The organism is Micromonospora sp. NPDC005205, from assembly GCF_040608275.1.
Lineage (GTDB): Bacteria > Actinomycetota > Actinomycetes > Mycobacteriales > Micromonosporaceae > Micromonospora.
Genome location: NZ_JBEXHV010000024.1, coordinates 1 through 26,378 on the forward strand (window position 1 = coordinate 1; position 26,378 = coordinate 26,378).

At 70.8% G+C, this 26,378-nt stretch carries 18 protein-coding genes; 10 read left to right on the forward strand and 8 right to left on the reverse strand.

The window, feature by feature from the left end; translation table 11 throughout:
* Positions 1-124 precede the first annotated feature (124 nt).
* Positions 125-847, reverse strand: a complete 723-nt coding sequence (locus ABZU43_RS29500; protein WP_355009671.1) for a hypothetical protein — start codon at positions 845-847, stop codon at positions 125-127.
* Between the two features lie 65 nt (positions 848-912).
* Positions 913-1,101: a hypothetical protein gene (locus tag ABZU43_RS29505; RefSeq protein WP_238671532.1), complete on the reverse strand. Its 189-nt coding sequence runs from the start codon at positions 1,099-1,101 to the stop codon at positions 913-915.
* A gap of 19 nt (positions 1,102-1,120) precedes the next feature.
* On the opposite strand from ABZU43_RS29505, the gene ABZU43_RS29510 reads away from it, so the two are divergent.
* The 5 genes from ABZU43_RS29510 (at position 1,121) to pulA (ending at position 9,642) form a co-directional block, all read left to right on the forward strand.
* Positions 1,121-1,945, forward strand: coding sequence for a hypothetical protein (locus ABZU43_RS29510; RefSeq protein WP_355009672.1), 825 nt, complete (start codon positions 1,121-1,123; stop codon positions 1,943-1,945).
* Positions 1,946-1,982: 37 nt separating this feature from the next.
* Positions 1,983-2,372: a hypothetical protein gene (locus ABZU43_RS29515; protein WP_355009673.1), complete on the forward strand. Its 390-nt coding sequence runs from the start codon at positions 1,983-1,985 to the stop codon at positions 2,370-2,372.
* A 98-nt stretch (positions 2,373-2,470) separates the two neighbouring features.
* Positions 2,471-3,145 (forward strand): hypothetical protein, encoded by a 675-nt coding sequence (locus ABZU43_RS29520; protein WP_355009674.1) that lies wholly within the window; start codon positions 2,471-2,473, stop codon positions 3,143-3,145.
* Between the two features lie 151 nt (positions 3,146-3,296).
* Positions 3,297-3,989 carry a cellulose binding domain-containing protein gene (locus ABZU43_RS29525; protein WP_355009675.1) on the forward strand — a complete coding sequence of 231 codons (693 nt, stop codon included), beginning with the start codon at positions 3,297-3,299 and terminating at the stop codon, positions 3,987-3,989.
* A 109-nt stretch (positions 3,990-4,098) separates the two neighbouring features.
* Positions 4,099-9,642 carry a pullulanase-type alpha-1,6-glucosidase gene (pulA, locus tag ABZU43_RS29530; RefSeq protein WP_355009676.1) on the forward strand — a complete coding sequence of 1,848 codons (5,544 nt, stop codon included), beginning with the start codon at positions 4,099-4,101 and terminating at the stop codon, positions 9,640-9,642.
* Positions 9,643-9,723: 81 nt separating this feature from the next.
* Here the strand turns inward: pulA and ABZU43_RS29535 are convergent, their stop codons facing one another.
* The 3 genes from ABZU43_RS29535 to ABZU43_RS29545 form a co-directional block, all read right to left on the reverse strand.
* The gene (locus tag ABZU43_RS29535) at positions 9,724-11,370 is read right to left on the reverse strand and encodes a hypothetical protein (RefSeq protein ID WP_355009677.1); all 1,647 of its coding nucleotides are present in this window, start codon (positions 11,368-11,370) and stop codon (positions 9,724-9,726) included.
* Positions 11,371-11,661: 291 nt separating this feature from the next.
* Positions 11,662-13,554: a hypothetical protein gene (locus ABZU43_RS29540; RefSeq protein ID WP_355009678.1), complete on the reverse strand. Its 1,893-nt coding sequence runs from the start codon at positions 13,552-13,554 to the stop codon at positions 11,662-11,664.
* Between the two features lie 861 nt (positions 13,555-14,415).
* Complete coding sequence (locus ABZU43_RS29545) at positions 14,416-15,897, reverse strand: aminopeptidase P family protein (RefSeq protein WP_355009679.1); 1,482 nt, start codon at positions 15,895-15,897, stop codon at positions 14,416-14,418.
* Between the two features lie 132 nt (positions 15,898-16,029).
* On the opposite strand from ABZU43_RS29545, the gene asnB reads away from it, so the two are divergent.
* A complete protein-coding gene (gene asnB, locus ABZU43_RS29550; protein ID WP_355009680.1) occupies positions 16,030-17,991 on the forward strand; it encodes an asparagine synthase (glutamine-hydrolyzing) in 1,962 nt (653 codons plus the stop codon).
* Positions 17,992-18,087: 96 nt separating this feature from the next.
* On the opposite strand, the gene ABZU43_RS29555 is transcribed toward asnB, so the two are convergent.
* On the reverse strand, positions 18,088-19,167 hold the full coding sequence (locus ABZU43_RS29555) for a lytic polysaccharide monooxygenase (protein WP_355009730.1): 1,080 nt from the start codon (positions 19,165-19,167) through the stop codon (positions 18,088-18,090).
* Positions 19,168-19,535: 368 nt separating this feature from the next.
* On the opposite strand from ABZU43_RS29555, the gene ABZU43_RS29560 reads away from it, so the two are divergent.
* From ABZU43_RS29560 to ABZU43_RS29570, 3 genes are all read left to right on the forward strand, one after another.
* Entirely contained in the window at positions 19,536-20,699 is a 1,164-nt protein-coding gene (locus tag ABZU43_RS29560) for an XdhC/CoxI family protein (RefSeq protein ID WP_355009681.1), read from the forward strand.
* A gap of 114 nt (positions 20,700-20,813) precedes the next feature.
* Positions 20,814-21,749, forward strand: coding sequence for a carbohydrate kinase (locus ABZU43_RS29565; RefSeq protein WP_355009682.1), 936 nt, complete (start codon positions 20,814-20,816; stop codon positions 21,747-21,749).
* Between the two features lie 283 nt (positions 21,750-22,032).
* Positions 22,033-23,859: an RICIN domain-containing protein gene (locus ABZU43_RS29570; RefSeq protein WP_355009683.1), complete on the forward strand. Its 1,827-nt coding sequence runs from the start codon at positions 22,033-22,035 to the stop codon at positions 23,857-23,859.
* 4 nt (positions 23,860-23,863) lie between these two features.
* On the opposite strand, the gene ABZU43_RS29575 is transcribed toward ABZU43_RS29570, so the two are convergent.
* Together ABZU43_RS29575 and ABZU43_RS29580 are read right to left on the reverse strand one after the other, a co-directional pair.
* Entirely contained in the window at positions 23,864-24,694 is an 831-nt protein-coding gene (locus tag ABZU43_RS29575) for an MBL fold metallo-hydrolase (RefSeq protein ID WP_355009684.1), read from the reverse strand.
* The gene (locus ABZU43_RS29580) at positions 24,691-25,095 is read right to left on the reverse strand and encodes a hotdog domain-containing protein (RefSeq protein WP_030488289.1); all 405 of its coding nucleotides are present in this window, start codon (positions 25,093-25,095) and stop codon (positions 24,691-24,693) included. The genes ABZU43_RS29575 and ABZU43_RS29580 overlap by 4 nt, the downstream gene beginning before the upstream one ends.
* Before the next feature lie 127 nt (positions 25,096-25,222).
* Between ABZU43_RS29580 and ABZU43_RS29585 the strand changes: the two genes are divergently transcribed.
* The gene (locus tag ABZU43_RS29585; RefSeq protein WP_355009685.1) at positions 25,223-26,299 is read left to right on the forward strand and encodes a phosphatase PAP2 family protein; all 1,077 of its coding nucleotides are present in this window, start codon (positions 25,223-25,225) and stop codon (positions 26,297-26,299) included.
* The last annotated feature ends 79 nt before the right edge of the window (positions 26,300-26,378 follow it).

Genomic DNA, 26,378 nt, shown 5'->3' on the forward strand with positions numbered 1-26,378 from the left:
ACGGCCGAAACCGCATGATCCACTCGGGTTCCCTGAAAACGCGGTGTCCCGAAGCCGGAGACCCCCCGACATCACGGAACCCGAGTCGATCATGCCGCCCTGCATCGGTACCGGGTGGAGGTGGTCAGGTTGCGTCGAGCAGTTCCAGGACGGCGTCGCGGGCGGCCAGGACGGCTGCCTCGGATTGCGGGCCGTGGTTGAGGATGTCGAAGGAGTGCTGCCCGTCCGGCACCTCGATCACCTGCATCGGCCAGCCCTGGGCGGTCGCCGCGGGGAGGAACGCGTCGATGCCGGCCAGGACCGGCGGGATGTCCTGACCGGCGCGGGTCAGCACCAGTGGCACGTCGGTGCCCGAGCTGAGTGCCTCGACCGGCAGGAACCGGGCGTCGACCTCCCAGCCGGGGAACGGAACGAGCAGCGGGTACGTCAGTGCGATCCCGCGCAGCCAGGCCGGCGGGACGCGCAGCCAGTCGGCCGCGAAGAGGCCGCCGCCGGAGAAGAACCACAGCACCACCCGCTCGGGGTCGACCCGCGGATCGGCGCGGACCTGCTCGACCATGGCGGCGATGTCGTCGGCCGCGGCGGGCAGCGCGGACAGGTCGGACACCTGGTAGCTGACCAGCGCGGTGACCACGCCGCTCGCGGCGAGCAGCGCGCCGTAGCCGCGGTAGAGCAACCAGTCGCGAGGGTCGGGCGCGTCGGGTGGCAGCGGAGCGCCGTGCACCACCACGACGGCCGGCGCGCGACCGGTGTGGGTGGGCAGGTGCAGGTCGACGTTGCCGTGTCGTTCGACAGGCGCGGCCGGGATGGACAGGACGAAGGGCCGTTGTGCGACGGGCGTCGTCATGGCCACATCGTATCGATCATCGACCTGCCGGGCTGCCCCAACGACAATCTACAGAGGACGGTGGGTCAGGTCGGGTCACCGGGTTTCGCGGCGTCGCTGGCCTGGGCATGCCGCTCCAGCAGCCGCTGCCGGATCTCCTCCGGGGTGTACGCGCGCCGACGCCGTTCGGCCCGCGCGATGACCACGCCGGAGGCCGCGACACCCGCGAGCCCGGCCAGCCCGAGAACCTTCCACCACCGCATTCGTTGCCGCATCGGCCTAGGCTAGACCCTCATGAGCATCAGCCTGGATGAGGCCGTCGAGTTGACCCGCACCGGTGACGTGTGGGTGTTCCGGGGCCGCAGCGTGCCGGACCGGGCGATCCAGTTCACCACCAACAGCCCGGTGAATCACGTCGGGATGGCGGTGGTGCTGGACGACATGCCGCCGCTGATGTGGCACGCGGAGTTGGGCAAATCGTTGCCGGACCTGTGGTCGGGCAGCCACCAACGTGGCGTCCAGCTGCACGACCTGCGGGACGCGGTGGGCGTCTGGGCCAACCGGTACGGCCAACGGGCCTGGTTGCGGCAGCTCGACCCGCCGGCCGACGCGGAGATGGAGCGGGCGGTGCTGCGGACGATCGCGCGGCTGGACGGCACGCCGTTCCCGTCGACCGCCCAGTTGGCGTGGCGCTGGGTGCGGGGTCGGGTGCCGGCGCTGCCGCGTCCCGGCCGGCTTCCCGCGTTGCCGCACCTCGGTGGCCTGTCGGCGTTGGCACGCCTCGGCCAGCCGACACCTCACCCCGACCCGACCGAGCGCCCCAACCCGACCGCCCGTGCTGACCCGACCGAGCGTGCTGACCGCCCCAACCCGACCGACCGCGCCAACCCTTCCGGCCCGGTCAGCTCGGCCCGGTCGGCGGGGGAGCGGGACCGGGCGCTGGAGACGGCGTACTGCGCCGAGGTGGTGGCGGTGACCTATGAGGCAATGGGGTTGCTGCCGGCGGGTCGACGTCCGAACTGGTACGACCCGGGGCGGTTCTGGAGCGGGGACGACCTTGGTCTGGCCGGCGACGCCCGGTTGGGTTCCGAGATCGAGGTTCAGGTGCCGCCGCGCTGAGGTTTGAGCTGGCCGGTGACCGGCAATTGCTGTGGCCGTGAACGCCTCCACGGATCTTGACACGTTGGCCGACTTCTTCGACCGGTACGGCGTGGCGTTGACCTCAGGCGACCTGCCGGCCATCGCCGGCTGCTACGCCCTGCCGGGGCTGGTGGTGGCTGACACCTACAGTTTCTCGTTCACGTCAGCGGCGGCGGTGGCGCTGTCCTTCGTGGGCGCCGCACCCGACTACCAGGCCCGGGAGTTGGTCGCTGCCCACGCCCGGATCGAGGACGTGCAGCCGGTGTCCGCGCTGTTGACGATGGTGGCGGTGGAGTGGGAGTTCCTGGACTGCCGGGGGCAGGCGGTGCCAGGGGAGCGGTACCGCTACCTGCTGCGCATCTCGGATGACGGCCCTCTGATCTGCACTGTCGTCCGGACGGGCTGACCGACGGGGGCCGGTTGGCCCGATCCGTACCCACCCGGTTTCGGGTCCGTGCGGCGCTGGCTACGCTGTCGCGTCGGTGGGGGACGAGGGGAGACCTGATGGCGGTGCGGCCGGACGGTGCGGCAGCTTCGCGGGCGGCGCGGGTGTTGGCGTCGGTGCCGTGGATCGTGGTGCTCCTCGGTGTGTGCGCGCTGGTGGTGCTCCTGGTGATCGCGCTGTTGTCGTTCCGGACCAGGGAGCGGGACGCGCCTCCGCAGGCCGCGCCTCCGGCGTTCCTGCCGACCACGCCGGCCGCCCCGTCGGCCACCGGTGGGCCGACTCCGGCCGCCGTGGAGCGGCGCTCGGTGTCGCCGCGACCGTCGCGAAGTAGCCGGACGCCGTCACCGCGGGCCACCGTCACCGGCTCGCCCACCCCGGGCCGGACGAGCGTCCTGGTCGCGCCGCCGGCGCAAGAAGCGGTAAGCGCCCGGTACGAGGTCGGTTCGAACGGCCGGGACGGGGATTCGGCGGTCCTGTCGATCGCCAACGAGTCGAGTCGGTCGGCGGACTGGCAGGTGGAACTGCTCTTCGACGACGACACCTGGGCTCTGCGGGTGGGTGATGACTCGGGCGTCTCGGTGCAGGGGCGCGGGCACGGGGAGTTCGTCCTGCGCGGCACCCGTTCGCTGGACGCGGGCGACTCTCGGACGCTGCGGCTGCGCGTCGGCTGGGGTGACTCGGCGCAGCGACCGGTCAAGTGCACAGTCAACGGGGTCGACTGCCGGATCGGCTGAGCCACCGCCGCACCGCCGCACCGCCGCACCGCCGCACCGCCGCACCGCCGCACCGCCGCACCGCCGCACCGCTGCGCCGCTGCGCCACCAAGGCTTTCCGGGCCGGGCCGCCGATCGCTACGCTGCGCGGACGGTCCGCTGAAGGAGGTACATGTCCGGCATGCGCCGTGTTCCGCGCCCACCACACGGTCCGGTGGCGATCGCCACGTCACCCTGGATCGTGGTCGGCGCCGGTGTCGTCGTGATGGTGGTCCTGCTCATCGTGGCTTTGGGCGCGTACCGGGGACGTAGCCCCGCGCCGGACGGCGCTCAACCGCCGGCGCTGCCGGTGCCGTCGGCGGTGGTGGCACCGAGCGTGCCCACCTCGGTGCCGTCTCCGGCACCGGTGCTGCCGGGGATATCCGGCCGTGCGAACGGGCTGCCGCCGAGCGCCGCGGCCGGGTCCGCGTCACCATCGGCCGAACCGACGGCCGGTCCGACCGGGAAGCCGGCGGCGACGCTGTCGCCGAGCCGGGCCGCGCCAGGGCAGCCGGCGATGATCGGGCGGTACCGGGTGGTGCAGAGCTTCGACGGGGGATTCATCGGCGAGGTGGCGATGGTCAACACGTCCACCCGCAGCCGTGGTTGGACGGTGCGGTTGGAGTTCGCCGGTGGACGGCTGGTGACCTCCTGGGTGGAGGGCGTCCCACAGGGGACGATCCGCCAGTTCGACGACGGCTTCACGTACGTCAGCGGGGTCGACGTGTCGCCGGGCGGTTCGGTGTCGTTGCGGTTCCACCTGGAGCGGGCCCCCACCACACCACGGGAGTGCACTGTCGACGGGACGCGCTGCAACGGGCTCTGACCGGCGCTTCCGCAAGGACGTGCTGTGTTGCGACCATGTTTGCAAGGTATTGCAGAATGTTTCGGCAAGGGTTAGCGTGCGGCCAATCAGCGACCAGAGGAAGGCGTCGATGAAACCCCCGCCGATACCGCGCACCGCTCTGCTGGCCCTTGCCTCCCTGCTCACCGTCACGCTCGTCGGCGCTCCGGTCGCCGTGCAACCCGCCGCCGCGAGCCCCCGGCCGTCCGCCGACGCCTCAACCGCGATCGGCGGCGCGACCCAGTGGCGCACCGAACCCACCGCCGAGGCGCTGCTGAAGGCCGGCGGCAACTCTGCCCGAGCCGAGCAGTTCTACTTCGTCCTGCCGGACCGGTTCGCCAACGGAGACCCCGGCAACGACCGGGGCGGCCTCACCGGCGACCGGTTGCGGACCGGCCTCGACCCGACCGACAAGGGCTTCTACCACGGCGGTGACCTCAAGGGCGTCATCGACAAGTTGGACTACATCCAGGGGATGGGCACCACTGCCATCTGGCTCGCCCCGATCTTCAAGAACCGGCCGGTACAGGGTGCCGGCAACGACATCTCGGCCGGCTACCACGGTTACTGGATCACCGACTTCACCCAGGTGGACCCGCACTTCGGCACGATGGAAGAGATGAAGCGGCTGGTCAAGCTCGCCCACCAGCGCGGCCTCAAGATCTACCTGGACGTGATCGTCAACCACACCGCCGACGTGATCAAGTACGCCGAGGACAGGTACGCGTACGTGGACAAGGCGACCTCGCCGTACACCGACGCGCAGGGCCGGGCGTTCGAGGACCGCAACTACGCCGACGGCTCCCGGGCGTTCCCGCCGGTCGACAGGGAGTCCTTCCCGTACACGCCGACATTCGCCGACTCGAAGGACGCGAGCGTCAAGGTCCCGGCCTGGCTGAACGACGCGACCATGTACCACAACCGGGGTGACTCCACCTTCGCGGGCGAGAACAGCGAGTACGGCGACTTCTTCGGCCTCGACGACCTGTGGACCGAGCGTCCCGAGGTGGTGCGGGGTTTGACCAAGGCGTACGGGGACTGGATCGGCGAGACCGGCGTCGACGGCTTCCGGTTGGACACCGTGAAGCACGTCAACATGGACTTCTGGCCGCAGTTCAGCCAGGGCATCGAGCGGGCCGCGGAGAAGGCCGGCAAGAAGGACTTCTTCATGTTCGGCGAGGTGTACAGCGCCGACCCGGAGATCAGCTCCAGCTACGTCCGCCAGGGTGGCCTGCCGGCCACCCTCGACTTCGCCTTCCAGGAGGCCGCGAAGGGCTTCACCGCCGGCGCCGGCTCCGCGAAGGCGCTCGCCGACGTGTACGCCCGCGACGACCTCTACGCGGCCCGGGACACCGACGCGGGTCGGTTGACCACCTTCCTCGGCAACCACGACATGGGCCGGATCGGATCGTTCATCGCCGGTGGTGGCAGCGACCCGGCCAGTCACCTGCGTCGTGACCAGCTCGCGCACCAGTTGATGTTCCTGACCCGGGGCCAGCCGGTGGTCTACTCCGGCGACGAACAGGGCTTCACCGGCCCCGGCGGGGACAAGGACGCCCGGCAGGACATGTTCGCGTCGAAGGTTGCCGACTACCTCGACGACGACCTGCTCGGCACCGACCGTACGCACGCCAGCGACCAGTTCGACCCGACCCACCCGCTGTACCGGACCATTGCCGACCTGGGCCGGCTGCGCCAGGCCCACCCGGCGTTGCGCGACGGCGTGCAGGTCACCCGGTACGCGGCTGACGGGCCGGGCGTCTTCGCCGCCTCCCGGATCCTCCCGTCCGACCGCACCGAGTACGTGGTGGCCGTGAACAACGCCGACACCGCGCAGACTGTCACGGTGGACACCTGGTCGGCCGGCACCACCTTCACCGGCATCTACGGCGGCTCGGGCGACGACCAGGCCGGCGGCTCATGCTGCGCCGGAGCGCCCGCGGCCCATTCGACGCGGGCCAACGGTGACGGTGAGTTGACCCTCACCGTGCCGCCGTTGTCGGCGGCGGTGTACCGGGCCGGAAAGCCCATCGCACCGGCGGCCGACAAGCCGACCATCACCATCACCAGCCCGGTTCCGGACTCGGCGGTCGCCACCAGGGCAGCGGTCACCGCCCGGGTGACCGGCGACCCGCTGGCCACCGTCACCGTCGCGGCGCGGGTTGCCGGCGGCCGGTGGACACTGCTGGGCAGCGCCGACCACGCCCCGTACACGGTGCAGCATGACCTGACCGGACTGGCCGGCGGCACCCGGGTCGAGTACAAGGCGGTGGTCCGCGACGGCCGGGGCCGTACCGCCACCGCCCGGTCCACCGCCGTCGTGGGAACCCCGCCGCAGGGCAGCTCCCGGGAGTGGGCGGTGGTGCACTACCAGCGCCCCGCCGGAGGGTACGACGACTGGGGGCTGTACGCCTGGGGGGACATCGACCCGGCGTACGTCACCGAGTGGCCGAAGGGGCAGCCGTTCGCGGGTGAGGACTCCTACGGCCGGTTCGCCTGGGTGAAACTCAAGCCGGGCGCGACGTCGGTGAACTTCCTGGTTGTCGACAAGGCTGGTACGAAGGACGTCGCCCAGGACCGCAGCATCGACGTCACCCAGACCGGCGAGATCTGGCTCAAGCAGGGCGACCCGGCGATCTACCCGAGCAGGCAGGCGGCCGCCGGAGAACCGGAGCCGCCGGTCGAGGAGGGCACCGCCGTGCTCCACTATCGGCGGGCCGACGGCAACTACGACGGCTGGGGCCTGCACCTGTGGGACGGCGCGGCCAACCCGACCGAGTGGTCCGCCCCGCTGCGGCCGAGCACCGTCGACGCGTTCGGGGCGGTGTTCCGGGTGCCACTGGCGACCGGTGCCACCGGTCTGAACTACATCATCCACAACGGCGACACCAAGGACCTGCCCGACGACCAGCGGCTCGACTTCGCCAGCGCCGGCCGGGAGGTGTGGCTGCTCGCCGCCACGCCCGGGCGCCTGCTGCCGTCGACGGCCACCACCGCCAGCGGAGACACCGACATCGGCAAGCAGGAGGCGCACTGGATCGACAGGTCCACTGTGGCGTGGCGGACACCGCCGACCGACGGCAGGACGTACGCGCTGGTCACCGGCCCCACCGGCGGGGTCAGCGTGGTCGACGGCGAGTTGACCGGCACGTACACCACGATGCCGCTGCGGGCGCAGCGCAACGGGCTCACCGAGGCCCAACGCGACAGTTTCCCGCACCTGTGGTCGTACCGTAGCTTCGCCCTGGACCGGGCGGACCTGGCCAAGGTCCCGGCGGCGCTGCGGGGGCAGCTGCTGGTCACCGAGCGCGACGCCGAGGGTGCGCTGCTCGCCGCGACCGGCGTGCAGATCCCCGGCGTGCTCGACGACGTGTACTCCCGCGCGACCGACGCCACGCTCGGGCCCACCTTCGCGGGGCGGACGCCGAGCCTCGCGCTCTGGGCACCGACCGCCCACAGCGTGCGCCTGCACCTGTTCGACTCGCCCACCGCCGCACCGAAGTCGGTGCCGATGCGCCGCGACGACCGTACCGGCGTCTGGTCGGTGCGAGGCGACCACACCTGGACCGGCAAGTTCTACCGGTACGAGGTACGGGCGTGGCAGCCGGCGGCGCAGCGGATGGTCACCGCGTCGGTGACCGACCCGTATTCGGTGGCCCTCGCGGCCGACTCCACGCACAGCCAGCTCGTCGACCTGAACGACCCGGCGCTGGCACCCCCCGGGTGGCGCACGCTGCGCAAACCGGCACCGGTGCCGGCCGCGAAGGCGCAGATCACCGAGTTGTCAGTGCGGGACTTCTCCATCGCCGACGCCACCGTGCCGGCCCAGCGGCGGGGGACCTTCCTCGCGTTCATCGACCCGGGAACCGCCGGCATGACCCACCTGCGGGCGCTCGGCGACGCCGGGGTCAACTACCTCCACCTGCTGCCGGCGTTCGACTTCGCGACGATCCCCGAGAAGCGGGCCGACCAGCGGCAGCCGGCCTGCGACCTGGCGGCGCTGCCGCCGGACTCGGCCGAGCAGCAGAAGTGCGTGGCGGCGGTCGCCGAGACCGACGGCTACAACTGGGGGTACGACCCGCTGCACTACACAGTGCCCGAGGGCGGCTACGCCGTCGACCCGGTCGGCGCGGCGCGGACCACCGAGTTCCGGCGGATGGTCGCCGGGGTGAACGACGCCGGGCTGCGGGTGGTCATGGACGTGGTCTACAACCACACGTCGGCGGCCGGCACGGACGCGAAGTCGGTGCTCGACCAGATCGTGCCCGGCTACTACCACCGGCTGCTGGAGGACGGCGCGGTGGCCAACTCCACCTGCTGCGCCAACACCGCTCCCGAGCACGCCATGATGGGCAAGCTGGTGGTTGACTCGCTGGTCACCTGGGCACGGCAGTACAAGGTGGACGGCTTCCGCTTCGACCTGATGGGCCACCACCCGAAGGCGAACATCCTGGCCGTCCGGGCGGCCCTGGACCGGTTGACCGTCGCCCGCGACGGCGTGGACGGCAAGGCGATCATGCTCTACGGCGAGGGCTGGAACTTCGGCGAGGTCGCCAACGACGCCCGTTTCGTCCAGGCCACCCAGACCAACATGGCCGGCACCGGCATCGGCACCTTCAACGACCGGCTGCGCGACGCGGTGCGCGGCGGCGGACCGTTCGACGAGAACCCGAGGGTGCAGGGTTTCGCCTCCGGGCTCTACACCGACCCGAACGGCGACCCGGTCAACGGGTCGCCGGCCGAGCAGAAGGCCCGGCTGCTGCGCGCCCACGACCTGATCAAGGTGGGGCTCACCGGCAACCTGCGCGACTACCGGTTCACCGACAGCGCCGGGCACGAGGTCACCGGGGCGCAGGTCGACTACAACGGCTCCCCGGCCGGCTACACCGCCGCGCCCGGGGAGGCCGTCACCTACGCCGACGCGCACGACAACGAGATCCTGTACGACGCGTTGGCGTACAAACTGCCGCAGGCCACCTCGGCGACCGACCGTTCCCGGATGCAGGTGCTGGCGTTGGGCACTGTGGTGCTGGGACAGGGCACCGGGTTCGTCACCGCAGGCACCGAACGGTTGCGGTCGAAGTCGCTGGACCGCAACTCGTACAACTCCGGTGACTGGTTCAACCAGATCCGCTGGGGTTGCGAAGAGGGCAACGGGTTCGGCGCCGGTCTGCCGCCCGCACCCGACAACGAGGACAAGTGGCCGTACGCGAAGCCGCTGCTGGCCGACCCGGCGCTGGTGCCGGACTGCGCGGCGATCAACACCACCGATGCCCGGTACGCCGAGTTGCTGCGCGTCCGGGCGTCGTCGCCGGTGTTCGGGCTGGCCACCGCCGAGCAGGTACAGCGACGGGTGGCGTTCCCGCTGTCCGGCGCGCAGGAGACGCCGGGTGTGCTGACCATGACCCTGGACGCCAAGGGGCTGGGCGGGCCGTGGAAGTCGCTGACCGTCGTCTTCAACAGCACCCCGTCGACGGTCGACCAGACGGTGACCGGACTGCGCGGAGCGGACGTGGCACTGCACCCGGTGCTTGTCGACTCGGCCGACCCGGTGCTGCGTACCGCCTCGTTCGACCGGGCGGCCGGCACCTTCACCGTACCGGCGCGCAGCGTGGCGGTCTTCGTCCAGAAGTGACGTGAACCGGCCCCCTTCCGCGTCTCGCGGAAGGGGGCCGGCCCGTTGTGCTGGCGCTACGCTGTGCTCACCCTGAGGTGATCAGGCGAAGCAGTTCTCGATGGTGCCGCCCGGAATGGCCAGGCAGTTGGTCGGACGGTTCGCGGTGATGGCGGACTTGTCGTCCACGTTCACGTCTCCGAAGAAGCTGAAGACACCGCCCGGGGCGAAGGTGGAGAAGTTGTGCGAGACCTTCGTCTTCGACAGGTTGACCTCGCCGAAGATGTTGAAGATGCCGCCGCCGACCCCGATCGGGCCGATGGCCCGGTTACCGGCAACCTCGCTGTCGCGCAGCGTCGTGACGCTGAAGGCGTTGAAGAGCCCGCCGCCGAAGAAGCCGGCGGTGTTGTCCTTGATGCTGCTCTTCTCGAACGTGACAGCGCTGTCGAAGGCGATGGCCACACCGCCACCGACACCGGCGGTGCTGTTCCGCTCCACCGAGACCTCGTGCAGGTTGAGCTGGCTGTCCGCCGCGGCCAGGCCGCCGCCGGCGAGGACCGCGGTGTTCGAGACGAACTTGGTCCCGTACGCCGTGGTGTTGCCCTCGATGTCGAGGTAGCCACCGCCGAAGCCCAGCGTCTCGTTGTCGTTGATCTCGGCCTTCTTGAGCTCGACCGTTCCGCCGTCGACGTCGTCGGCGAAGATCCGAGCGGCGCCGTTGGAGATACCGCCACCACCGATGATGGCCGTGTTGTCGGTGATCTTCGACTCCTCGACCTTGAGCAGGCCGGCGTTGAAGACACCGCCACCGAAGAAGAAGGCGGTGTTACGGGTGACGGTGCTGTGCCAGATCTTGGTGGTGCCGAAGTTGGCCACACCACCACCGTTGCCGCCCGACTGGTTCAGGACGACCTCGGACTCCAGGATCTCTGCGGTGCCGCCCGGCTGCACCAGGATGCCGGCGCCGTCGGTGGACTCCGGGTACTCGACGAGCGGCGTGACGACGCCCGCCTTGGCAGCCGGCGCGGCCTTGGCCGTGACCTTCGGAGCGGCCGTCAGGCCCGCCTTCGGGTTGGCCTGCCGGGCGGTGAGCGCCTGGTTCAGCGGAACGCCCGCCTTGACCTGAGCCGCGATCGCCTCGGAGTCCGAGTACGACGCCCATACGGCCGCCGGCTCGACGCTGTTGAACAGTTCGAGGGTCTGTCCACCCTTGATGGTCAGGCCCTTGATGGTGAGGTGACCGCCCGCGCCGACGTTCAGGATGCGGAAGTAGTCCGCGGTGGCTTCCCGGGAGATCGTGGTGTGCTCGCCCTTGAGCGTGATCCGCTCGGTGATCACCGGCAGGCCGTTGCCCTGGTAGTCGTTGCGGCTCAGGTTGTAGGTGCAGCCCTTGGCCAGCTCCAGCACACCGCCGTGCTTGTTGTTGGCGAACACGATCGCCTGAATCAGCTTGTCGGTGTCGCAGGGCACCTCCTTCCCGCGCTCGTGGTCCTTGTCGCGGTCCTTGTCCTTGTTCCGGTCCTCGTCCTTGTTCCAGTCGCGCGCCTCGTCACCCCGCTGGTCGCCGTCCTTGCTGACCTGCGCGGTGTTCCAGTTCAAGCCGACCGCTCCGGCGCTGCCCGCGACGCCCACCGCCGCGAGACTGATCACGCCCGTCAAACCGGCCACGCCACTGGCGAGCCAGAGCTTGCGGCGGCTCTTGGCCGTCGCCCGCCCGGAGGCTTCGTTGTTCGTTAGGTAGTTGGACATCGGAGCTCTCTGCCCTCTCCTCGTACCAGACAGGGTCGCCGCCGTCAGACGGGCGTCCCCTGCTACAAATCGGTTGTAGCTCCCAAAACCACCGTATGAGAAGGTTCCTCGCCTCGCGGGCTTATCCGAGAGAAGCCCACATTCGGTTCATGTTGCCCCCACCGGGGCCCGGACCGGCACACGGCCGCCCAAGCCGGCCTGCACGCGCCTGACCTGCCCAAATGGGTACGCCCCTCCGAGCCGGTCACGGCTCGAAGGGGCGCGCCCTCTATGTGGTTCGGCCCCACCCGATCAGGCGAAGCAGTCCAAAACGTTGAAGCAGTTGGTCGGGCGGTTGGCGGTGACGGCGGACTCGTCGTCCAGCCTCACCGTGCCGCCGAGGCTGTTGAAGATGCCCCCCGGCTCGAGGGTGGAGAAGTTGTACGCCACCTTCGTCCGGTGGAGCGTGACCTCGCCGCCCTCGGTGTTGAGGATGCCGCCGCCGCGGGCGAACGGACCGACGGCCCGGTTGCCCGACACCTCGCTGTCGCGCAGCGTGGTGACGCTCTCCTCGTTGAAGAGGCCGGCGCCGGAAGAGCCCGCAGTGTTGTCGTTGATCCGGCTGTTCTCGATGGTCGCCACGCTGTCGAAGGCGGCCACACCGCCACCCGAGCGAGCGGCGCTGTTCTTGACCACAGTGGCGTCCTTGAGGGTGAGCTGGCTGTCGGCCACCGCGACGCCACCACCGTCGAGCCCCGCCGTGTTGTCACTGACCGTCGTCTCGTGCAACGTCGTGGTGCCCCCGACATCCAGGACGCCGCCGCCGAAGCCGAGCGTCTCGTTGTCGGAGACCTCGCTCTTGTAGACCCAGACCGATCCGCCGTCGACGTCTTCGGTGAAGATGTCGGCTGCGCCGTTGGAGATGCCGCCGCCGCCGACGATCCCGGTGTTGTCCTTGATCTTCGACTCGTCGATCTGGAGTACGCCCGCGTTGAAGACGCCGCCGCCGAAGAAGAACGCGGTGTTGTGCGCAACCGTCGTCTTGCTGAGCCTGGTGCTGCCGAAGTTGGCCAACCCGCCGCCGTTGCCGCCGGACTGGTTGTAGAGCAACTCGCTGTCCAGGATCTCTGCGCGACCACCGGGCTGCACCAGCACCCCGGCACCGTCGGTGAACCCAGGCTGCTCAACCAGCGGCACGACCGCCGTACCGGCACCCGCCGGCTTCGCCACCGCGGCTACCGGCTTGGCCGGGGCGGCCTTGGTTGCTGCCGCTGCGGGCTTGGCTGGCGCTGCTGTCGCGGCCGGCTTGGCGGCTGCCTTTGCGGTGGCCTTGGCAGGCGCTGCCTGGGCGATGGCCTTGGCAGGCGCTGCCTTCGCGGCCGGCTTGGCGGCGGTTGCTGCCGGCTTCGTTGCCGTTGCCGTTGCCGCCGCTGGCTTGGCGCCGGGCGCGGCAGCGGTCGCCGGCTTCGCGGCGGGCGCCGCCGCTGCCGGTGGCGTGGCAGTGGTCGAGCGGACCTGGGCCGAGTACGGCGCCCAGACCGTCGCCGGGTCGGCGGCTATCGGGTACTGAAGGGTCTGGCCACCCCTGATGCTCAGGCCCTTGAGAGTGAGCTGCCCGCCAGCCCCGACGTTGAGGATGCGGAAGTAGTCGGCAGTGGCTTCGCGGCCGATGGTGGTGTGCTCACCCTTGAGGGTGATGCGCTCGGTGATCACCGGGAGGCCATTGCCGTCCTGGTTGCGAGTCAGGGTGTAGGTGCAGCCCTTGGCCAGCTCCAGCACGCCGCCGTCATCGTTGTTGGCGAACGTGATCGCCTGGATCAGCTTGTCGGAGTCGCACGGGACCTGCCTGGTGCGGTCCTTCTCGTCGTGCTTGCCGTCCTCGCGGTCCTTGCCATCCTTGCCGGACTGGTCGTCGAAGCCGCTCCAGTCGTCGCCGCCCCACTCGTCGTCCTGACCGCCGTCGTCCTTGGCGCCGCCCTTGTCCGCGCCGCCGTCGTCGCTGACGTTCTCTCGGTTGGTCGATGGCTGCGCGTCCGACACCTGGTCGGACTTGGGCTTGTCGTCCCGAGCGGCGACGCCGCCGAGGGCCGCCAGGCCGACCACGCCGGTCAGTCCGGCTACGCCGGCGACCCAGAGGGCCCGCCTTCGCCGTGTTGGCGGAGCTGTCGAGGCCCCGCCGTCGGTACTCGTTACGTCGTTGGACATCAGAGCCTTCCGCCCTTTCCTGCTACCAGACGGGATCGCACCGCCCGAGGCGCCACGACCAGCTACAAATGGGTTGTAGCCTCTGATCCTCACCGTATGAGAACCATCTTCGCGATGGCGGACGTATCCGAGATAACCACGCATTTGGCACAGGTCAGGTGAGGGCGGCCAACCGGTCCGGGCCGGCGGAAAGGACCCGAGCAGCACAAACACCGGCGGACGACGCACGACAATCGGCCCGCGCCGCGCCGCGCCGAGTCGCGCCGCGCCGAGTCGCGCCGCGCCGCGCCGAGTCGCGCCGCGCCGCGCCGAGTCGCGCCGCGCCGCGCCGAGTCGCGCCGCGCCGCGCCGAGTCGAGTCGAGTCGAGTCGAGTCGAGGGACCGTCCTCTCGCCCCTCCCCGAGTACGGCTGCCCGGCCCAGCGCCGCCCGGTCGCGGGCACCGTCGTCTCGTCCGATCGGGGCGGTCGTCGTGCAAGCGTCGCCGCCGATGCGCCGTCCCCGGCCGTCAGGTGTACGGATACCGAACGGTGCCCGCCCTCCGGGCGTGATCCACTCGTCTTCGCTAAAAACGCGGCATCGAGCGACCGGGACAGCGCGACTTCCCGGAAACCGAGTTGATCACGGCAAAAAGCCCCCGGCCGCCGGCCCTCAGCGAGGGGTGGGCGGGCCAGGGGCGGAGCGTGACCCGCCAGCGCCCCCGGGGCGGGGACACTGGCGGGTCAGCCTGGTCTAGCGGGTCAGCTGGTCTAGCGGGTCAGCCGAGCGGGCGGGTCTTGCGGGTCAGCCTGGTCGCGCGGGTCAGCCGAGCGGGCGGGTCTTGCGGGTCAGCCTGGTCGCGCGGGTCAGGCGGGTAGGCGGGTCAGCTGGGCAGGCGGGGGCCGGCTTCGCGCTGCTCGGCCAGCCAGGTCTCCACCTCGTCGGAGGTGCGGGGCAGCCCGGCCGACAGGTTGACCGCGCCGGTCGCGGTGACCAGCACGTCGTCCTCGATCCGGATGCCCACACCCCGCAGCTCGGCGGGGACCAGCTCGTCCTCCGGCTGGAAGTACAGACCGGGCTCGACGGTGAGCACGTAGCCCTCGCCCAGCGCGCCGTCGCGGTACGTCTCCTTGCGGGCGTTGGAGCAGTCGTGCACGTCGATGCCGAGCATGTGGCCGAAGCCGTGCAGCGTCCACCGCCGGTAGACGGTCGACTTCTCGTCCATCGCCTCGTCCACGCTCACCGGCAGCAGGCCCAGGTCGGACAGGCCCTCGGCGAGGACCCGCATGCAGGTCAGGTGAACGTCCTTGAACTTCACGCCGGGGCGGATGGCCTCGATGCCGGCCTGCTGCGAGGCGTACACGATGTCGTAGACCTGGCGTTGCAGCGCGGTGAACCGACCGTTCACCGGGAGCACCCGTGTGACGTCGGCGGTGTAGAGGTTGCGGCCCTCGACGCCCATGTCCATCAGCAGCAGGTCACCCGGTCGGGTGGCGCCGTGGTTGTGGACCCAGTGCAGGATCGTGGCGTGCTCGCCGGCACCGACGATCGAGCTGTACCCGACGTCGTTGCCGTCGTGACGGGCCCGCAGCGCGAAGACGCCCTCCAGCAGCCGCTCGGAGACCGCCCGGTCGTCCGGCAGGATCCGGGCGACGTCCTCGAAGCCGCGTACGGTGGCGTCGATCGCGTCCTGGAGTTGGCCGATCTCCCACTCGTCCTTGACCAGCTTCATCTCCGAGATGGCGATGGCCAGCTCGCGGTCCCGGGCCGGCTGGCCCTCGGTGCGGGGCCCGTCGTAGGGGCGGACGGCCGCGTCCACCTGGGCGTCGAAACCGCGCAACACCCGGGTACGCCCCGGAGCCAGGTCGGCGAGCGTCGCCTCCAGGCCGGTCAGGTCGGCGGTCGGCAGGCCCACCTCGGTCGACTTCTCGCCGAGGGTGTGCCGCCGGCCCACCCACAGCTCGCCGTTGCGGCTGCGGAAGAATTCGTCGGTCTCCCGGGAGGACCGGGGCCGCATGTACAGCGTCGCGTCGTGCCCCGAGCCGTTCGGGCGTAGCACCAGGACGCTGTCGGCGTCGTGGTCGCCGGTCAGGTAGGCGAAGTCGCTGCCCGGCCGGAACGGGTAGTCGGTGTCGTTGGCCCGGACCTTCTCGGTGCCGGTGGGGATCACCAGCGTCTCGCCGGGGAACGCCGCCGAGAGGGCCGCCCGCCGCTTGGCGTAGTTGGGCGTCTCCGGGCGGGGCGTCACGGGAAGCGCGGTGTCGCTCCAACCCTGCCGCATGAAGGACAGGAACGCCTCCGGGAAGTCCGGATCGTGCGATTCCGTACCGTCCGTCGGCGTACCGTCGGTCTGTCCCTCGGTCATTGCGCCGCTCCCTCCGCTTCGTTGCTGGTCCCGACGGTACCGCGCGTCCGGTTGGCGGTGACGCCCCCTCGGAGTCGGGTGGATCGACGGACGGCTGCAAGGGCCGACAGCGCGCGTGGAAAGATGGCCACCATGTGCGGACTTCTGGCCTTCTTCAGCGCGAACGGCAACGCCGCAGCGCATCGCGACCACATCGCCGGAGCGTTGGAATGCCTGCACCACCGCGGCCCCGACGAGACAGGGGTCGAGGTGGTCGGCGACGCCTCCGGCCGGTACGCGGACGGCGTGTTCGCCCACAAGCGGCTGGCCATCATCGACGTCGCGTCGAGCCACGAGCCACTGCCCTACGCGAACGGCCGTTACCTGCTGACCTTCAACGGCGAGATCTACAACTACATCGAGCTGCGCGAGGAGTTGATCAGAAACTTCGGTGCCCAGTTCGCCACCGCCGGTGACGGCGAGGTGATCGTCGCGGGCTACCACTTCTGGGGTGAGCAGGTGCTCACCCGGCTGCGGGGCATGTTCGCCTTCGTCATCTGGGACCGGCAGGAACGGCGGGCGTTCGGTGCCCGCGACTACTTCGGCATCAAGCCGATGCACTACCTGGAGACCGCCGACGGCCTCTACCTGGCCTCGGAGAAGAAGGCGCTGCTGCCGTTCGCGCACAGCAACTACCAGGGCGACGCGGGCGTCGACACGGCGAACCTGAGCCACTACCTGACCCTGCAGTACGTCCCCGAGCCCGGCACCCTGCACAAGGGCATCAGCCGGATCGGCTCCGGGGAGTACCTGAACTGGACCCCGGGCGGCCGGATCGACGTACGCCGGTGGTACCGGCCGGTGTTCCGGCCGGCGCCGGTCGACGACGAGCAGAGGCTCTACCACGAGATCCGCGAGACGCTGCGCGAGAGCGTGCGCATGCACATGCGCTCCGACGTGCCGGTCGGCTCGTTCCTGTCCAGTGGCATCGACTCCACAGCGGTGGTGGCGCTGGCGCGGGAGTTCAACCCGAACATCCTGACCTTCACCGTCGGCTACGACGTGCCGGGTTACTCGGAGATCGACGTCGCCCAGGAGTCGGCCCGGCACCTCGACGTCACCACGATCCCCACCAAGATCGGTCCGCAGGACATGATCGACGCGCTGCCGAAGATCGTCTGGCACCTTGACGACCCGGTGGCCGACCCGGCGCTGGTGCCGCTCTACTTCGTGGCGAAGAAGGCCGCCGAGCACGTCACGGTGGTGCTCTCCGGTGAGGGCGCGGACGAGTTCTTCGGCGGTTACACGATCTACCGGGAGCCGCTGTCGCTCGGCAGCGTCAACGGTCTGCCCGGCGGTGTGCAGAAAGGGCTGCGCGCGGTCTCCAAGGCGATTCCGCAGGGGGTCAAGGGCAAGAGCTTCCTGGAGCGCGGCACCACCCCGATCGAGGAGCGTTACTACGGCAACGCCCGGATGTTCACCGAGGAGGAGAAGCAGCACCTGATGCGCCGCTACGACCCCTCGGTGCGCTACACGGACGTCACCGCCCCGATCTACGCCGAGTGCACCGAGCTGGACGACGTCACCAAGATGCAGTACGTCGACCTCTACACCTGGCTGCGCGGCGACATCCTGGTCAAGGCCGACCGGATCTCGATGTCGCACTCGCTGGAGGTGCGGGTGCCGTTCCTCGACCGTGAGGTGTTCGACGTCGCGGCGAAGATCCCGGTGGACCTGAAGCTGCCGCCGCGCTCCGACGCCACCAAGTACGCGATGCGTCAGGCGTTGCAGGGTGTCGTGCCGCCAGCCATCGTCAACCGCAAGAAGTTGGGCTTCCCGACCCCCACCCGGGTCTGGCTGCGTGGCGAGATGTACGAGTGGGCCCGGCACGTGCTGAGCACCTCGGGCGCGGGTGACCTGCTGGATCTGTCGTACGCGCTGCGCCTGCTCGACGAGCACAAGCGGGAGGAGGCCGACCACTCCCGCAAGGTGTGGACGGTGCTGATCTTCTGCATCTGGCACGCGATCTTCGTGGCCAAGACCCTCGACCCGGGTATCCAGCGCAACCAGTCCGCCCTGCTCACGAAGCCGGTGGTCGGTTCCATGGTCCGCTGACCCGGCCCAACGTCTCCAGCATTGATCAAGAGGTTTGCGTCACCCGAGTTGCTCCAGGTGACGCAAACCTCTTGATCATCTAGCCGGGGTTGGGCCTCAGCGGCCGGCGCAACTCACCGTGGGGACGCCGTTGGTCCCTGTGGAGCTGGCCAGGAAGCCGAACGTCGCGGTCCCCGACGGCGCGACAGTGCCGTTGTAGGCCACGTTCGTCGCCGTCACGGACGAGCCGGACGACGTCTGTGTCGCGCCCCAGATCTGGCTGATCGCCTGCCCGTTGGGCCAGGTCCAGCTTGCGGTCCAGCCGGACAACGCCGAACTGCCGTTGTTCGTGATCGTGACATCGCCCTGGAAGCCACCCTGCCAGGAACCCGACACCTTGTAGCTGGCCGTGCAGGCGCCACCGGCCGGCGGCGGGGTGGTGGTCGGCGGCGGGTCGGTCGGACCCGGCGTCGGCGTGGTCGGCGTGGGGGTCGGCGACGTCGTGCCACCCCGGATGCCGGTCACCTGGCCGTTGCCACCGTCGAAGACCACGTCGGAGCAGCCGAAGAAGTTCTCCTGTGAGTCCGCGCGGACCCAGCGGGAGTAGATGATGTGCTGGCCGCTCTTGCCCGAGGGCAGGTTGCCGCTGAAGTAGTAGTGCCCGTCGTTGCTGCCGACCGAGCCGCGCTGCGGCGGGTTGGTCACCGTCAGGAACGGCTCCTCCAGGTCACTCCAGGCCAGGGCCCGGGTCGGGCTCCAACTGTTCTTCGTCACGTAGAAGTAGAACGTGCCCGGGTGGTGCGCCCAGTTGCTGTACTTGAAGTCCAACCGTGCCCCGGCGGTCAGGTGGGTCAGCGGCCAGTCGGTGCGGGGCAGGTCGTAGCCGCGGAAACCGGTGGCCCCGCCGCTGCACAGTTGCCCGTCCGGGATGAAGCCGGTGGTCCGGCCGCCAGCGTCGGAGCGCAGCACGCTGAACCAGTTGTAGAGGGAGTTCGTCCCGCTCTGGGCCACGGCGGCGGAGCACGCGGGGTTGGTCGGCCTGATCTCACCGGTCGTACTGAGGCCGTCCTGCCAGCACAGGTAGGTGCGGCTGCCGGGCGTCATCGCCGCGCCGTGCGCGGCGGCCGGCTGTGGAGTGGATGCCAGGGCGACAGCGCCGAGCGCGAGGGTCATGGCCGCGGTGAGCAAGGCGGCCATACGGGAACGGTTCACAGGTTCTCCTGACTCGCGAGGGGCGCTGGCTGAGCCGCCCCGCCGCAATCGGGTGGGATGTGGCGTGATCGCCCCGCTGTCGTGAGCGGTGCGACGATCACGGCGACGTGCCTCGGCGGAAAACAGCCGGTGGACGTGCGCCGTCGACGGTCCTGTCCTGGACCGGTGCCCTCGCGTCTAACCAACCCGGCAACCGGCGGCGCCGCAGCCCTCGCACCGCCCGGTACGCGTCATCCCACCACGCCGCGGAGGCCGAGCGCAATAGTCATTCCTCGATGTATGAGAAGACCCGCCGGTCGTCGTTGGACGTCATATCCTGCGTACGGGGAGCGGGGACGGGGAGGCGGCCGCCGGTGCCGGACGTGTTCGACGAGGTGCACCGCCGGTGCCGCGACGGCGAGGCGGTCGCGCTGGCCACCGTGGTGGCCACCTGGCACTCCGCCCCGCAGCCACCCGGCGCCGCCATGGTGGTCGCTACCGACGGCACGGTCATCGGCAGCGTCTCCGGCGGCTGCGTCGAGGCCGATCTCTACGAACGCGCCCGCCGTGTGCTGGACACCGGCCAACCCGAGCTGTGCCGCTACGGAATCAGCGACGACGACGCGTACACAGTGGGCCTGACCTGCGGCGGCATCCTCGACGTGTTCGTGGAGCGCGTCGACGCGAGCGCCCTGCCGGCGCTGGACGCGGTCGCCGCAGCCCGTAGCGGCGGCCACCCGGCGGCGATCGTCACCTGCGTGGCCGCCGACGCCAACGACGATCCACCCGCCGACGCCGGCAGTTCACCGACCGACCCGGCCCGGCGGCTCGGCCGGCGGCTCGTGCTGACCGGCCAGCGGTCCGTCGGCTCGCTCGGTGACGACCGGCTCGACGACGCGGCCGGCGCCGACGCCCTCGGGCTGCTCGCCGCCGGGCACAGCGGCATGCTCCGGTACGGGTACCACGGGCAGCGCCGAGGCGGCGGCGTCAGCCTCTTCGTGACCGCGTACGCCACCCCGCCCCGGATGATCGTCTTCGGTGCGATCGACTTCGCCGCCGCGGTGGCCCGGATCGGCGCGTTCCTCGGCTACCGGGTCACCGTCTGCGACGCCCGGCCGGTCTTCGCCACCGCGCGGCGCTTTCCCGAGGCGGACGAGGTGGTGGTGCAGTGGCCGCACCGCTACCTGCGTACCGAGTTGGCGGCCGATCGGCTCGACGAGCGGACGGTGGTGTGCGTCCTCACCCACGACCCCAGGTTCGACGTGCCGTTGCTGGAGTTGGCGCTGCGCCACCCGCTGGCGTACGTGGGCGCGATGGGCTCACGACGTACCCACGACGAGCGACACAAGCTGTTGAGCGAGGCGGGGCTCAGCCCGGCGCAGCTCGCCCGGCTCGCCTCCCCGATCGGGTTGGATCTCGGTGGTCGTACCCCCGAGGAGACCGCTGTGAGTGTGGCCGCGCAGATCGTCGCGGCCCGGTGGGGTGGCACCGGTCGCCCCCTCGCGGTACTCGACGGGCCGATCCACCGGCCGGGGTAGCGCGCCCGGCGGTGCGTGGCCTTCGGCGCCCATCGGGCCGTGCGCTGTGCCAGCCTGGTGCCACGGAGATCGGCTCGGCGATCGGCGGCCGGTGGCGACGACGAGAGGATCGGCATGGGATACGCGGTGGTGCTCGGTGAGGCGCTCGTCGACCTGCTCGACAGCGAGCTCGACGGGGAGCGGGTCTATCGGCAGGCCATCGGCGGCGGGCCGCTGAACGTCGCCGTCGGGGTGGCCCGCCTCGGCGGTGCGGCACAGTTCGTCGGCTCGCTCGGTGACGACGCGCTGGGCGGTCGGATCCGCGCCTTCCTCACCGCGGCCGACGTCGGGGTGGCCGGTGCGATCACGGTCCCGGCGCCGACCACGCTCGCAGTGGTCACGTACGCCGGGCCGGAGCCGGACTTCCGTTTCTACGGCGAGCCGGCCTCCTATGGACTGCTCGGTCCCGACGATCTGGACCTGGCGTTGCTGGAGGGCGCCGACGTGCTCTACTGCGGCTCGATAGTGCTGCTCCGACCCGATACGCTCGCCGCCGCCCGCCGTGCCTGGTCGCTCGCCGCCGGCCTGCGGGTCTTCGACCCGAACGTACGTCCCCGGCTGCTGAACGGGCCGGGCGCGCTGGAGGGGCTGCGCGAGGTGGTGGCCGAGTTCGCCGCCGGCGCGCACCTGGTCAAGCTGAGCGCCGCCGACGCTCTGCTGCTCTATCCCGGTGAGCCGGTCGAGGGGGTGGCGGCGTACCTGCGTGAGTTGGGGGCGGCCACCGTGGTGGTGACGCTCGGCGCGGCCGGTGCGGTGCTGGCTGCCGCCGACGCGGACCCGGTCCGGGTGCCGGCCCCCAAGGTCAACGCGATCGACGCCACCGGCGCGGGTGACTCGGTGATGGCCGCGCTGATCGCCGACCTGCTCGTCGACGGCGAGCCGGACAGCCCGTCGGGCTGGACCGAGCGGGTGGCCTTCGCGCTACGGGTGGCCGGCCTGGTCTGCGAATCCCCGGGCGGCGCCACCGCCATGCCCACCCGCACCGCAGTACAAAACCGCTTCAACACCTAACCCCAACCCGCCCCAACCCCAACCCGCCCCAACCCCAACCCGCCCAACCCCAACCCCACGCCCCGCGCCCGCGCCCCTTCCCCGGCGTCGATCTTGCAGTTTCTGTTGACGTTTCGTCAGCTTCGCCCCGCTTTCACCCCGCACAGAGTGCAAGATCGCGCGCTCGGGCGGGGCGGGCGGGAGGCGGGGGTGTGCGGCGGGGGAGAGGGTTGACCTCGGGGATTTGTGAACGTTAACATCGATGACGCGCGATGGAAACGTTGGCGTCGTCGGGGAGGTTCTGATGCGGGTGGTTCTGGTACCTCTGGCGTTCCGGCAGGTTGCGGCTCTACTGGTCATGCTGCTCGTGGCTGCCGGGATGGTCGTCGCCCACCCGCCGGAGCGGGCGGCCGCGTGGGACAACGGGGTGGCCGACACCCCGCCGATGGGGTGGAACAGCTACGACTCGTTCAACTGGCGGGTCACCGAGACCGACGTCCGGGCCAACGCCGACTACATGGCCACGAACCTGCGGCAGTTCGGCTGGGAGTACGTGGTGATCGACTGGGCCTGGTACTACCCCGGTCAACACAACAACAGCCCCAACCAGGACGCGAACCTGCAACCCCGGCTCCGGATGGACGCCAACGGACGGCTGCTGCCGGACACCACCCGGTTCCCCTCCGCCGCCGGTGACAACGGGTTCAAGCCGCTCGCCGACTACGTCCACGCGAAGGGGCTGAAGTTCGGCGTCCACCTGATGCGGGGCATTCCCCGCCAGGCGGTCGCCGACAACGTACCGATCCTCGGCACCACCTGCCGCGCCAACCAGATCAACAACACCACCACCGCGGCCTGGCTCAACCTCATGTGGGGCCTGAACATGTCCAACCCCTGCGCGCAGACCTACCTGGACTCGATGTTCCAGTTGCTGGCGTCCTGGGGTGTCGACTACGTGAAGGTGGACGACATCGCCGCTCCGACGTACCGGCAGTCGGAGGTCGAGGGGTACCGGACGGCCATCCAGCGCAGCGGCCGACCGATGGTGCTGAGCCTTTCGCCCGGCCCGACCTCGCTGTCCAGCGGCGCACACGTCCAGGCCAACGCGCACATGTGGCGGATCGTCAACGATCTGTGGGACAACTGGTCGTCATTGGACGCGCTCTTCGACCAACTGCGCAACTGGACCCCGTACCGCGCCACCGGCGCCTGGCCCGACGCCGACATGATCCCGATCGGCCGGCTCTCCAAGTACGGGCCGGTCGGGTCGCCGCGATACTCCAACCTGACGTCCGACGAGCAGCGCACCCTGATGTCACTGTGGGCGATCAACCGGGCGCCACTGATGTGGGGCGGCAACCTGATCGAGAACCGCGCCGCCGAGCTGGCGTTGATGACCAACGCTGCGGTCCTGAGAGTCAACCAGAACAGCGCGAACAACCGTCAGCTCTACGGCGGCAGCCGGCAGGTGTGGGTCGCCGACGTGCCGGGCAGCAACCAGCGGTACGTCGCCCTGTTCAACAGGGACAGCAGCGCGGTGCAGGTGTCGGTGAACCTCGCCGACCTCGGGATCGGGTCGGCCGCCGTGACCGACCTGTGGTCCGGCGCGGCCCTCGGCACGGCGACCGGAACCCTCACCCGGTCGCTCCCGGCCCACGGCGCCGGGCTGTACCGGCTCGCCCCGGACACCACGGTGCCGGTGCCGAGCGCGTACACCCTCACCGCGCGGCACAGCGGCAAGCTGCTGGATGTGAACAACAGCGCGACCACCGACGGTGCCGACGTGGTGCAGTGGGCCGCCAACGGTCAGCCCAACCAGCGGTGGCGGTTCCAGGACGCGGGTGGGGGTTACCAGACGGTGGTCAGCGCGCACAGCGGAAAGTGCCTCGACGTGTACGGCGGCGCGGGCGCCACCGCCGACGGGGTACGGGTCACCCAGTGGACCTGCAACGGCGGCACCAACCAGCAGTGGCGGGTGCAGGACCTCGGCACGGGTTACGTGCAGCTCGTCGCCCGGCACAGCGGCAAGTGCCTCGACGTGCTCAACTCCGCCACCACCGACGGTGCCCGCGCGGTGCAGTGGACGTGTGGCACCGGCACCAACCAGCAGTGGCGACGCACCTCGGTGTAGGCCGTCAGGCCGTGCCGTTCAGTTCCAGGTAGCCGCGCTGGGCGGCGACCAGGGCCGGGCGGGCCCCGAAAGGGGCCTCGGCGGCCACCCGCTCCGGCGGGGCGCTGCCGGTGTGCGCGGCCCGGATCAGCCAGGCCAGCTTCGCCAGCTCCGCGTGCTGGGCCCGGACGAAGTCGACGTCCACCGGGTCGCCGTGGCCCGGGATCACCACAGTGCGCGCGGTGGTGAGTCGCAGCAGGTCCGCGACCGCGTCCGGCCACCGCAACGGGTACGAGTCCTCGAAGGCGGGCGGGCCGCTCTGCTCCACCAGGTCCCCGGCCACCAGCACGTCGGCGTCCGGCACGTGCACCACCAGGTCGGCCTCGGTGTGCCCCCGCCCGGGGTGGCGCAGCAGCACCTGTCGACCGCCCAGGTCGAGCACCGTCTCGACGTGCACGGTGTGCGTGGGAGCGAGCAGCGGGGTGTCGGCCAGCTCGGCGGCGAGCGCCGGGTGCTCCGTGCGCAACTCCTCGTACGCCTCCCGGCGCAGCCGCTCCGGCTCCTCGCGCAGGGCGGCGGCGGCCAGTTCGTGCGCGTACACCGGGCGGGTTGGGTTGCCGGCCAGGACGGCGTTGCCGAAGCAGTGGTCGTAGTGGTGGTGGGTGTTGACGAGCGTCAGCGGACGGTCGGTGACCGCCCGGACGGCCGCGGCCAGCTCGGTGGCCTGGGCGGCCGACGAGAGCGTGTCCACCAGTAGCGCCTCGTCGTCGCCGACGACCAGTGTGACGTTGACCCGCAGCAGCGGTTCGGCCAGCACGTGCACCCGGTCGGCGACCTCGACGAAAGCGGCGTTCACGACGCCCGCCCGGCCCGTTCGACGAAGCGTCCCCGGTCGACCAGGATCCGGTCCACCCGGCCCCGGGCCACCGTCTGGTCGCCGTCGCTGACCGTGACCTCGAACGACAGCCGGCGACCGTCGACGGTCGCCAGCAGCGCCTGCGCGCGGACCGTCCGGCCGACCACTGTCGGCGCCAGGTGCTCCAACTCGACCCGGGTGCCCACCGTCGTGGAACCGGGCGGCATCCCGGTTGCCGTCGCCGCGACGGTGGCCGCCTCGGCCAGCGCCAGCACCCGGGGGGTGCCGAGCACCGGTACGTCCCCGGAACCGACCGCCTGGGCGGTATCCGCGTCGGTGACGGTCAACTCGACCTGGGCGGTCAGACCCGGCGCGAAGGCCGGCTCGGGCTGCTCCTGCATGGTCGTCAGCCTAGGTGCTCGCTGGACCCGTCGAGCACGCGCCCGACGATCCGGACGCGACCACGCCGGACGCGCAACGGGTGGTCCCCGTCGGTCGATGCCGTACCCGTCGTTAACCTTGACCCCGATGGCCGTCGCGACTGACCCCCAGCCCCCCGCCCGGACCGACCCGCCCGCGTCCCCGGACGGGGGTCGTCGGCGCGTCGTCGCCATGACCGTCTGGGCGGTCGCCTTCGTCGCCGCGTGGCTGGCCATCGGGCTGCCCACCGACCCGGCGTACGCCTTCGTCTGGATCTGGCTGGCGACCATCGCCTGGAACAGCGATCGGCCGTGGCGTAGCCACCTGCGCTTCGCCCGGGACTGGGTGCCGGTGGTGCTGCTGTTCGTGATCTACAACCTCTCGCGCGGGTTCGCCGACAACGGGGCCACGCCGCACGCGATGGAGTTGATCGTCGCCGACCGGTTCATGTTCGGCTGGGCCACCGGCGGTGAGGTGCCCACCGTCTGGTTGCAGCAGCACCTCTACCACCCGCAGGTGCACTGGTGGGATGTCGCGGCGAGCTGGGTGTACTTCTCCCACTTCGTGGTGGCGCTGGCCGCCGCCGCGGTGCTCTGGATGCGCGACCGGCACCGCTGGGCCGCGTACATGCGGCGGTGGGGTTTCCTCTGCGCGGCCGGCCTGGTCACCTACTTCATCTACCCGGCGGCCCCGCCCTGGTGGGCGGCGCAGAACGGCCTGCTCACCGAGGTTGCCCGGATCTCCACCCGGGGTTGGAAGGCGTTCGGCATGCACGGCGCCGGCAACGTCCTGAACGCCGGCCAGATCGCCTCCAACCCGGTCGCCGCGATGCCGTCGCTGCACACCGCCTGGGCGTTGTTCGTGGTGCTGTTCTTCCTGACCGCCACCCGTCGTCGCTGGTGGCCGCTGCTGCTCGCGTACCCGCTGGCGATGACCTTCACCCTGGTCTACTCGGGTGAGCACTACGTGATCGACGTGTTGGTCGGCTGGGCCTACGTGGGGCTTACCTTCCTGGTGGTCGGTCTGGCGGAGCGCGGCTGGGCGGCGTGGCGTGTCCGCCACCCGAAGCCCGGAACGCAACCGCCCCCCGACCCCGCCGACCCCCCGACCCTTCAGCCCGACCCCCCAACCCCCCGCGAACCGAACAGCGCCACCACCCACCCCCAGGTCCCCGCCGACCACTAACCCCCACCCAAGGCCCCCACCCGACCCCGTTGATCATGAAGTTATTGCCCTCCCGTGCGGCGTGTCGGGGCAACAACTT